3 protein-coding genes are annotated in these 11,709 nt (G+C 40.1%); all 3 read right to left on the bottom strand.

Annotated features, from left to right (window positions below):
- Window positions 1-2 precede the first annotated feature (2 nt).
- Window positions 3-3,320 carry a SusC/RagA family TonB-linked outer membrane protein gene (locus HMPREF0669_RS07660; RefSeq protein ID WP_009228049.1) on the bottom strand — a complete coding sequence of 1,106 codons (3,318 nt, stop codon included), beginning with the start codon at window positions 3,318-3,320 and terminating at the stop codon, window positions 3-5.
- 432 nt (window positions 3,321-3,752) lie between these two features.
- Window positions 3,753-7,526: a LamG-like jellyroll fold domain-containing protein gene (locus tag HMPREF0669_RS07655; RefSeq protein WP_009228050.1), complete on the bottom strand. Its 3,774-nt coding sequence runs from the start codon at window positions 7,524-7,526 to the stop codon at window positions 3,753-3,755.
- A 240-nt stretch (window positions 7,527-7,766) separates the two neighbouring features.
- Window positions 7,767-11,519 carry a LamG-like jellyroll fold domain-containing protein gene (locus HMPREF0669_RS07650; protein WP_009228051.1) on the bottom strand — a complete coding sequence of 1,251 codons (3,753 nt, stop codon included), beginning with the start codon at window positions 11,517-11,519 and terminating at the stop codon, window positions 7,767-7,769.
- Window positions 11,520-11,709 lie beyond the last annotated feature (190 nt).

Below are 11,709 nucleotides of genomic sequence, written 5' to 3'. Positions count from 1 at the left end.
TTTTAGAAGTTAAGTTTCAAAGACAAACCAAATGAACGTGAAGATGGCATGTTGAACAATTCGAATGCACCTAAACCATTAGCGGTTGATAATGAAACGTCTGGATCTACAGGGCTATCGTTGTACAAGAAGAATAGGTTTCTTGCAATGAACGATACGTTTAAGTTCTTGTTTTGACCAAGAAGGTTACGGAATGTATATCCTAATGATAACTCACGTAAACGGAAGTTGGTTGCACTATATATATAGTTGTATGGGTTGGTTGATGCACCCATTGCTTTATAATATGCTTCAACTGGAACGATACGTCCGCTTCCGTCGTTCAATTGCATACCTGGAGCGTTCTTGTAGTCTGCTGCAACGATGTTGTTTCTTTCTGCATTAAGACGTGCATCAGCAACTCTTTGTGACAAACCATTTTGATCTAAGTATGCTTCTGTTAATGAAATAACCTTTCCACCGATACGACCATTGATCAAGAATGACAATGTAAAGTCTTTGTAGTTGAAGTTATTGCTCCAACCCATTTGCCATTTAGCGTTCATGTTACCTACATAAATCAAGTCAGCATCTTGACCTGAGCTCTTGAAACGTGGTGCTCCAGACTTTGTAAGAGCGATGTTTCCATTAGCATCTCTTTCGAAATCGTGGATATACATGTCACCAATTGAACCACCTTCTTTATATCTGACGTATGTACCACCTACAACTTGTTGTTGGATAAGTTCTTTACCTTGATCATTGTAAGCAGTCTTAAGGATCTTGTTGCTGTTGTAAGATACGTTGTAACTTGTTCTCCAGTTAACGTCTTTAGCTAAATGGAAGTTGTAACCGATGGTTGTTTCGATACCTTGATTACGAACTTTTGCAGATGTGAATGGTTGAACACCTGATGCATCTGAGCCTTCCATATACAAGTGATCCATTACACCATTATAATATGTAAGGTCGAAGCTAAGTCTATTATTCAAGAACATGGTTTCGATACCTGTTTCAAACGACTTCATTACTTCTGGAACTGCCTTGAACTTCTTGTAGCTATTTGCATTAACAGCACCTGTTCTTCTGTTTTGAGAGATTCTGTAGAATCCTGCATCTGCAAACGAGTTACCTGCTTCAGAGTAAGAAACACGGAACTTCATGTAGTTAAACCACTCTGGTAATTTCACTAAGTTGCTAACGATTGCATTAGCACCAAGACCGAAGTAGCCATAGCTTTGCTTCTCTGCATCACCTGAAAGGTATAGTTGTCTGAACAAACGATACCAGTCTTGACGATAAGAGAAATCTACATAAACTGTTTCTTTCCAACCTGCTTGTGCTGTGAAGAGCAACGCTTTGTCCCAACTTGAAGACTTACCTGATGTTGTTGCACCCATACCACCTGCGTTTGTTTCGAAGTAGTTCACGTCAGTAGAAGGCTTACGCAACAATGGTTCGATGTAAGTTGCTGTTACGTCTGTGTTCTTGTAAGTTGTTTTTAATGTATGTCCAACCCAACCTGCTGATGCAGAAACAGAGTAATCTTTAATTTGTTTGTTATAGTTTAACAAATAGTCGGTGTAGATTTCTGTTGCTGTTGATGAGTTATCAAACATACGACCAAAGTCGTGCATGCTTGAAGGAAGGAAGGTTGTTGCATATTGCTTGCTGTTGCTCTTGAAGTGAGTTTTAGTATAATTCACACGAGCTTGGAAGCTTAAGCCATCATAAATATCAACATTTGCACTAACTGTACCAAACAAACGGTCTTCACTTTGACGTCCTCTGTTTTGGTTGATTAGCCAATATGGGTTGTTATTTGCGTTAGATAGGTATGCCCAGTTCTGCAATGGACCATTCAATTTTACTTTTTCTGCTGGTCTCCATTCAAACTTATTTGCACCTAAATCTTTGTAATAACTTTGATAGTTAGACATCCATGCTCCGTCTTCTACATAGTTATTACGATAATAACCTAAGTCGATATTTCTTGGCATGGTGTAAAGGTGATAGATTGGGTTAAGCACTGTACCACCACCTTGACGATTCTTTGTTATTGTTTCTACATAGTTCAAAGAAACATCGACTTTCACTCTCTTTAGAAGATCGTATGATTGACGGAAAGCGAATGAGTTACGATTATAAGAGTTTTCTCTCATCATACCATTTGCGTGGCTATTTCCTACTGAGAAATATGAACGCATCAATTCTGTACCGCCTGAAACTGAAACTGAATTGTTTGTTGTTACACCTGTTCTAAAGAAGTCTTTCACGTCGTCGTTAGCACGATTACGCAAGTAAACCTTGTGAGTTTTCTCTGTAAATTGTGTACCAAGAGGAGCGTCGATCACTAAATCAGCGTCTGCACGATCTGTGATTTTGTTACCCCAGCTTAGTGGAGATAAGAAACCATTTTGGTCTACCGCTGCTCCATATGTATTTTGAATTTTTGGTGTTAACAATGGAGAATCGAATGTAACGTTTGATGTAAAGTTCACATCAAGCTTACCTTCACGTCCTTTTTTGGTTGTAATCATCACAACACCATTAGCTGCTTTAGAACCATAAAGAACGGCAGCGTTAGCACCTTTCAATACGTTGATAGATTCGATATCATCTGGGTTGATCATTGATAGTGGGTCAGCACCTTCTGTTATACCTGAATATTCGAAACCATCACCATTCATTCCTCTCTTAGAACGTGTTTCGTTGGTCATTGGAATACCATCTACTACGATCAAAGGAGAACTATTACCATTAATAGATTTGTTACCACGAAGGATAATTTTAGATGCACCACCAGCACCACCAGCACTTGGTGTAATAGTGATACCAGACACTTTACCTTCCAAGCTGTTAGCAACGTTAGGGTCTTGCACCTTTGTTAGATCTTCTGCCTTTACCTTTTGGGTAGAATAGGTTAGCGAAGTTTCCTTTCTCATAATACCCATTGCAGTTACAACAACACCTGTCAACATAGTCTTTTCTTCTTTCAACACCACGTCGATATTGGTTTTGTCGCCTACAACGATGTCTTGAGGAATGCTACCTACATAAGAATAAGTTAGGGTTGAACGAGCACCACCTACTTTAATGGTGTAACGACCATCCATATCGGTTACTGTTCCTTTACCAGTACCTTTAACAACAACGCTCACACCAATCATTGGCATGCCCTCTTCGTCTTTTACAACACCTGTAATAGTACGTTGGGTAGCTTGAGCTTGTTGGTTAATAAACTGCGATGCAACAGGTTTCTCTGCTCTTGCATCATTCGACTTAGCACTCGCATATTGCGCTGACGAACAGGCAATTGTTGAGGCTAGAATGAGTTTCATTAGAGATGAACTCTTGTAAATTATTAAATTTCTCATACTGCAGTAATAGAAATAACTATTATGTCTTAGACTCAAGTTAATTTATTTAGTTTGATGCAAAACTAATATTTTATAACAAAATCAACTGATCTAGATCAGTTATTTTAACAAATATTATGTGTTTCCCACTTCATTTACCTATTTATGGATGCAAAAAGACTATTTTATTTACTTTCCTATCATTAACAAATAAAAAAAAGAAGTCACTATTTTCGCTTTTCAATGAATCCTTTTCTACAAATAGAACTTTTATGTTCACATCCATTCTTTTATAGTTACATTATATATTAGTAATAAATTAAAAGATAAAGGTATTGGAATATCCTCAGCGTGCTTGCCGTTTCTATTGTGTTAGGCGTGCAAACAGCACTGAGGAATTGATAAACAATCACATTATTTCTTCACCAATTTAATGGTTTTGTAGGTCTTTCCACCCTTCACAATTTGAAGAATGTAAAGTCCTTTAGCACCTGTCACACTCACGTTGGTCACTTCGCCAGCAGCAGTTGTTAGCAAGTTGCTTTGAACGAGCATGCCGTTTGCGTTCAACACATTGAGTGTATAGGTTCCGCCTTCAGCAAAACGAAGGTTCACACTATCTACAAATGGGTTAGGGAAGGCCTCGAAAGCAACACCGCTCTCTACCTCGTTAATGCCAGTAGACGATGTAACCTCTACCAAGTTGTCTTTTGTTAGAGTTGTTTCGCCCCATTGGTTGCTTAGTGTTAGGGTAGCTCCCACCTTGCCCATATTGCGATATTGCACGGTAGCAGTTTTGCCTTCAACGGTTGGGTTGTTAGCTCCTTCGAGCTTCCATGTGTAAGTTGTGGTGATGTTCAATGAACCTTCGATACCAGGATTACCCACTACTGAGTTGTCGGCAGATTCTTCTTTGTAGAAAGCCTTAGAGGTATCTTCACCTCCACTATTAGCCATTACCACCAAGTGAGCCTTATAGTCTGCTCCACCCTTACCCAAGTTAGGGAAGATGTTGTCGCCTTCTTTGGTTTCAAAGGTGAAATATCCCATCAAACCTTCAGGCACTTCGCCTTCTTTAAAGCCCTTCATAGCACGTTTTACCTCGTCTTCTGATAGCTCTTTGTTCCATATTTGAACTTCATCAATCACACCATTGAATCCACTCTTATATACACCACCGCCACCAATAAAGATGTCTGCAGAGATATAAGTTTGTATTCTGGTGTCTCTTGACTCCTCTCTTCTTGATGATTCAGGGTACGCTACTTGCGCAACCTTACGTCCATTAAGATACATTGTTTGAATGTTTCCATCGTTATGGCATACTACAAGGTGATTCCAAACACCTGGTGTGATGCTGTAACCATTGCTAATCATATTAAAATTAGGTTCATCATGTCTCTTCCAACCCATGGTGTTGAATGAGATTTCGTTAGCTGGGTGCACCTTCTTTGTATAGTTATCGGTTACTTCAGGCCGTATTTGCACCCAAAGGTCACCCCAGTTGTTGTGAGGCCAACGGTCTTTAACGGTGTTTTTGCTAATGAGGTTGGTTCCTTGTTTATCGTGAGCCAACTTATTTGCCTTGAACCATAGAGCGTAAGAATAGTTCTTTCCTTGTTGAAGAGCAGCAGGAATTTGAAGCATTTTGGGGTCTTCGATAATCAAACCATGTGATGCATGTCCCTCACCTTCTTTTGTTGTAGCAGAATAAGTAACATCTTTTCCGCCTTCAACGCTTGCTTTATCTGCTCTGATGTCGGTAATTTGAGGTGCAGCACCTGTGCTTTGAGGACTCACTTGAATAATACCTCTAATGGTTGTTGCCTTGTTTTGGTTGTCTGTAATAACAAGATCGTACAAGCCTTCGTCTTCTAATGTAAGGTCGAAATCCTTTGCATTGTTCACAACTTTTACAACACTATTTGTAGAAGACTTCAAAACTTTCCACTCTTTTGCCGCTGGGTGCAACTCATCTTCAAAGCGAACATTGAACATTTCGTTTGCCTTTATAACAGGACGACTAAGCACTACGTTGTCGTTGGTATCGTTATAAGGAGCATCTTGAAGTGTTGTCCATGATGTTTCAGACTTAGTTACACCATCAGGAGCTACTGCACGCACACCTAAACGAACCTTTCTGTTGGTGATTCCGTTAACAAGTGGAGCGTCGATAACGTATGCTGCCCATGAAGGAGTGGCGGTTAACACTTGCTCTGGCTCGTTTTCTGCTTGATAAAGAATTTCATAATACCAAGTATCTACTTCTTCGTTGTAGGTCTTTGTTTCGCCTGTTTCGGGCTTACTTGCATATCTTATCTTGAAATCGATGTTCTTTGCTCTACCTCTAATGATGTTAAATTCCTCAATTTTAGGTTGAACTGGGTGGAATTGTGTTTGAGGATTGCGCACTGCAAGCTCACCAATATGAAGGTTATAGTCGTCTGTTGTGCCTTTCACCACAACACCAATCATAGCAATTTTACTGCTTGAAGTGATGCCCAATTTACTTAATTCAGCTTCAAAAGTGCTCCATTCGCCTTGTGTTGTTGCGTTAGGAATGTCTATTTCCTTATAATTTTTAAGGTCATTGCTCAACGCTACAAATAGTTTAGCATGACTTTCTGTGCCGTTCATCACCTTGTATATAAGCGAAATTTTATCTTTTCCGTCTACAGGCAACAAAGTTTTAAAGAGCTTTACACGTGAGAAAGCTGTTTGTCCGTGTAGACTTAAGCATGAACCTCCAAAGTAAGCGTCGTCAAAAGTGAGGTCGGCTTTCACCAAAGAAGAGTAGTTGCTGGCGTCAACTTGGTCGTTTTCGCCTGTAATCCACCATCTCCAAGTAGGCATAAAGTCTTGTGTTCCGAGGTTATACCACTTGTGATCGAAGGTTACCTTACCCTCGTTGCGGAACGAAAGACCATTACCTAAGTTGAAACGGCTCACGAATGGCATTTCGTTAATGGTTGATTTGGCGGTAATGAAGGCTGCCAATCCGTGGAAATGTTCCAACTCTGCATTAGCAAGAGATGTACCATTACCCACGTTTGGACGATAAGCTGGGTTGCGATTTCCACCACTAAAAATCAATTCTTGTTTCTTTAAGTAAGTGTTTTGTATAGCAACGTCGCTTGTTCCGTTGTCGGTTGCACTCTGATGAATAAGACTTTGAGAGTGAGCTCCCCAAAAACCAATCGAAATTTTATGATTTAAAAGATCTTTCCAATTAACATTTTTAACGCCACGAGCTTGAATATCGAAGCCAGCATAATAGTCGTAGCTATTGCGTTCGAGCTCTCCTGCTGTACGAACAGACTTTGCTAAGGTTCTTTCACTCCAACCATAGTTAGCAAACATCATATCAGTTACCTCATGACCCTTACGTCCAAACATTCTTTTGTTATGGTCTCCGAGTCCTTGGTCAAAGTTTTTGCTACCCGATTCGTTGGTTCCGTCGTACCAATATAATTGGAATTCCCAACCTATCTTGCGTGCTTCTTTGTGACATTCTTCAAAAAATGCCATAAGTTGAGTCATAACTCCACCACTTGTGTAGAACTCTGAGTTCACACCAAGGCCGTCGATGCCATAGTATTTCATCAACTTTACAAGCTTTTCTGCATATTTAAAGCGATTACGATTATCCATATCGGTAATCTTGAAAAGCACTTTTGAGTTGATTTTGGGCGCAATTGGATTTAAAACAACGTATTCTGACTCTGGAACACTCATCAAACAGCCCACTTTAACGCCGTTTTTATGAGCCACATCACTCACGCCTGCACTTAAACGGAGCCATGGTGCAGTCCAGTTTCCATGAATATCCACATACGACCAAAGGCTAAAATTGTCGCCTTCGAAGCAATATCGGGGTAAACCTTTCCATGTAGATGTAGGCTCATCGAGTGGAACCCATAGACACATCTTGCGATTTTCGTCTACTTTTTCATCTACTTTGTAATCACCTTCCTTTATTCTTGTGCGAGGTCTTACACGTGAAATAAAGAATTCATCGTCCATTCTTGACACTCCATTCAATTGCTTTCCAGGAGCCCAAGCATCGAAATCTTTGGGTAAATCAGCATATTTCGCATCCTTAATGTCGAGCGGATGGGTTGGAGTTCGCTGTGCAAAGGTTGTTGCGCAGGTTAATAATCCACATGCTAATAGTAAGCTTTTTTTCATAATGAGATTATAAATGTAATTTAGTTTTGATAAAAGTCGTTATCATTAATCATTAGAGTAGTTATCTAAACATATCTTTTTGTGTTCTTAGCGTTGTTGCGTTTTCGGTTAAAATCAATGTTTATTGGTTTTTAATGGGAAGTAGCAACTATCGTTTCCGCCTTTGTTGATAGTTAGATTAAAAGAAAAATGTTGGCAAGAGCTATGATTTAACCCCTGCCAACACTATCTATTGCACAATTACTTCTTTACTAATTTAATTGTCTTGTAGGTCTTTCCGTCCTTCACGATTTGAAGAATGTAAAGTCCTTTAGCACCTGTTACGCTCACGTTGGTCACTTCACCAGCAGCAGTTGTTAGCAAGTTGCGTTGAACAAGCATGCCGTTTGCGTTCAATACGTTAAGAGTATAGGTTCCACCTTCAGCAAAACGAAGGTTCACACTCTCTACAAATGGGTTAGGGAATGCCTCGAAAGCAACACCATTTTCAACGCCGTTGATACCTGTAGAAGCTGTTACGTCAACCAATTCTGCCTTAGTTAAGGTTGCTTCTCCCCAGCGGTTGCTTAGTGTTAGGGTTGCACCCACCTTGCCTGCGTTGCTGTATGTAACTACAGCAGTTTCGCCTTTAACAGTTGGAGTGTTAGCTCCTTCGAGTGTCCATGTGTATGTTGGAGTTACTTCGAGAGTTCCTTCGATACCTGGATAGCCTAAAACATCGTTGTCTGAGTGTTGAGGTTCGTAGCTTGCTGTTGAGGTATTTTCACCACCACTACCAACAAGTTGAACTAAACTACCTGTCTTGTCTGCTCCACCTTTACCCAAGTTAGGGAAGGTTCCGTCTGCATTCATAGTTTCAAAGGTGAAATATCCTTGCAAACCATCGGGCACTTCGCTTTCTTTGTAACCCTTCATTGCACGTTGAACTTCAGCTTCTGTAAGTGGTCTGTTCCATATTTGAATTTCGTCTACGCATCCATTCAAACCGCTCTTGTACACACCACCGCCACCAATAAAGATGTCTGCAGGTTCTGAAGACTTAATTCTATCATCGTTTCTTGTCTCTCTTCTCTTTGAAGAAGGTTGAGTTCCTGAACCCACTTTCATACCATTTACGAATATTTCGTGTAGTCCGCTCTCATTATGAGTAACCGCAATGTGATACCAAACGCCTGGTGTCATTGGGTGGTCTTTTGTCATTACAGATGAGTTTGGCTCGTCGTGAGCTTCCCAACCCATTGTGTTAAACGACACTTCGTTAGCCATGTGCTCTTTCCATTGTGGACGAATTTGAACCCAAAGGTCTCCCCAGTTGTTGTGAGGCCAGCCGTCTTTGATGGTATTCTTACTGATAAGGTTCGTTCCTTGCTTATCGTGTGCAAACTTATCTGCCTTCACCCAAAGAGCATAAGTATAGCTATTGCCTTTTTGAAGCTCTGCAGGCATCTTGAACATGTTAGGGTCTGTGATCACTAAACCACGAGAAACACGGCCTTGTCCCTCTTTTACTGTTGCAGAATAGGTTACATCTTTGCCTGTTTCTACAGTTGCTTTATCTGCCTTAATGTCTGTAATTTGAGGCACTGCACCTGTTGTTTCTGGTGTTATTTGCACCTTACCGCAAGTGATGTGTGTCTTTCCTTCAGAGTCTGTAAGCACAAGATCATAAGTACCAATATCTTCTAATGAAGTGGTGATGCTTGTTGCATTGCTTGCACTATACACAAATTCGCCTGTTGCTGAATTGCGAAGTTGCCATTGTTTTGCAGGACTTATGAGGTAATCTTCAAATTTTAGAGTGAATGTTTCGCCTGGTTTCACTACAGCTTTATCGATAACAACATCTGTTTTTGGTGAGTTATAAGGAATTTCCTCATAAGCTGTCCAGCTTGTTGCACTCTTTGTCTTGCCATCTGCAGCAACTGCACGAACACCGAAGCGTACTTTTCTGTTGTCTCCCTTAACGATTGGCGCATCAACAACATAAGCAGCCCATGACGCTGTAGTTGTTAATAGCATTTCGTCTTGACCTTCTTGTTGGTAAAGAATTTCGTAATACCAAGTGTCTACGTCTTCGTTATAAGTCTTCATATCACCTGATTCTTCTTTACTTGCATAGCGAAGTTTGAAGTCTACAGTGTTATATTGACCTCTAATGATTTGTTTTTCTTTAATCATAGGCTGTGCAGGTGCGTGAACTTTTTTAGAATCACGAACTGCAAGTTCTCCTACATGAAGGTCATAGTTTTCTGATGTGCCTTCAACCACAAGACCAATCATTGCAATTTGAGCCTCTGAATCGATGCCTAATTTGCTCAATGTAGTTTCAAAAGTGGTCCATTCGCCTTCTTTTTGTGCTGCAGGAAGCGCAATTTCTTTATAGCCTGTTACGTTATCTTTAAGACTTACAAAGATTTTAGCCTTGCTTTCTGTGCCGTTCATCACCTTGTAGGTAAGCGAAATTTTGTCTTCTCCGTCTACAGACAATAAGGTTTTAAAGAGTTTTACACGTGAGAATTCTGTTTTTCCGTGTAGGCTTAAGCATGAACCACCAAAGTAAGCGTCTTCAAAAATAAGGTCGGCTTTAACAAGTTCATTAACAGTAAATTCATTTACTACATCTTCTTTATTGGTAATCCACCATCTCCAAGTAGGCATAAAGTCTTGAGTGTTGAGGTTATACCACTTGTGGTTGAATGTAACCTTACCCTCGTTGCGGAATGAAAGACCATTACCTAAGTTGAAACGGGTGACGAATGGCAACTCGTTAATGGTTGATTTAGCTGTTAAGAAAGTTGCCAAACCATGGAAAGTTTTAAGACTTGCGTTAGCAAGTGTTGAGCTTGTATTGATTCCGGGGTGTGCTGCAGGGTTACGATTACCACCACTAAACATCAATTCTTGCTTGAGCAAGTAGGCCTTTTGAATAGCTATATCGCTTGTTCCGTTGTCGGTTGCACTCTGATGGATAAGACTTTGAGAGTGAGCACCCCAGAAACCAATTGATATTTTGTGGTTCTTTAAAGAACTCCAGTTGCTATTTCTCAATGCACGACCTTGAATGTCGAAGCCTGCATAATAGTCGTAACTGCTTCTTCCAAGTCGTTCTGCAGTTTGCTCTGATAAAGATAAGGTGTAATCTCTCCAGTTATAGTTAGCAAACATCATGTCGGTAACTTCGTGATCTTTAGCACCAAACATTCTTTCGTTATGTGAACCAAGACCACCATCAGGGCGCATACTACCCGATTCATTGGTTAAATCGTACCAATATAATTGGAATTCCCAACCAATTTCTTTTGCCTTTTTATGACAATCTGCAAAGAACTCGATAAGAGTGTTCATAACTTCAGTTGTAGAATAGAACTCAGAATTGACTCCAAGACCATCAATTCCATAATACTTCATCAACTTAACAAGCTTTAAAGAGTTTTTAAAGCTTCCATCTCTGTTCTTTTCTGCAAACTTAGCAAGTACTTTTGCGTGATCACCCATATTCCAACCACGGAACAATACTGTTGCTGCCCAGGGAATACTCATCACACATCCTACCTTAACACCATTTTTATGGGCTACGTCTGACAAGCCTGCTGTGACACGCATCCATGGTGCTGTCCAGTTACCATGTATGTCGATGTAAGACCAAAGACTAAAGTTATCGCCCTCAAAGCAATAACGTGGAAGTGCTTTCCACTTAGAAGTGGGGTCGTCGAGGGGTACCCAAATACACATTTTACGATTTGGATCGGCATCAGGAGAAGCCTGATAGTTTAACTCTGAGATTCTTTTACGAGGCTTTACACGTGAAATATAAAACTCGTCGTCCATCTGTGATACTCCTTGAGGCTGTGTTCCTGGAGACCATTGGTCGAAATAATAAGATAATTGACTATACTCTGCGTCCTTAATATCCAATGGATGGGTGGGTGTGCGCTGTGCATTTGCGAGCGTACACGACATCAAGGCGCAAGCCAATAATGTAAACTTTTTCATAATCGGTTAATGAATTAAATTATTAGTAATAAAATATCTTTTACAACTCTCTACTGCATCACTTTACTTTTGTTAAAGCTTTCGGCAAGGACTTTTGTATTGAGTCGTTTATTTTCTGTTGGGTTAGCTATGTAAAAGCTACCTTTTTAATGTATAAAATGATAGTTGTTAGATGGTAATAGAGGTGTAG

This window comes from Prevotella sp. oral taxon 299 str. F0039, assembly GCF_000163055.2.
In the GTDB taxonomy this organism is placed as follows: Bacteria; Bacteroidota; Bacteroidia; order Bacteroidales; family Bacteroidaceae; genus Prevotella.
The sequence above is the reverse complement of the archived record's forward strand: the minus strand, read 5'-3'. Positions and strand labels throughout refer to the sequence as shown.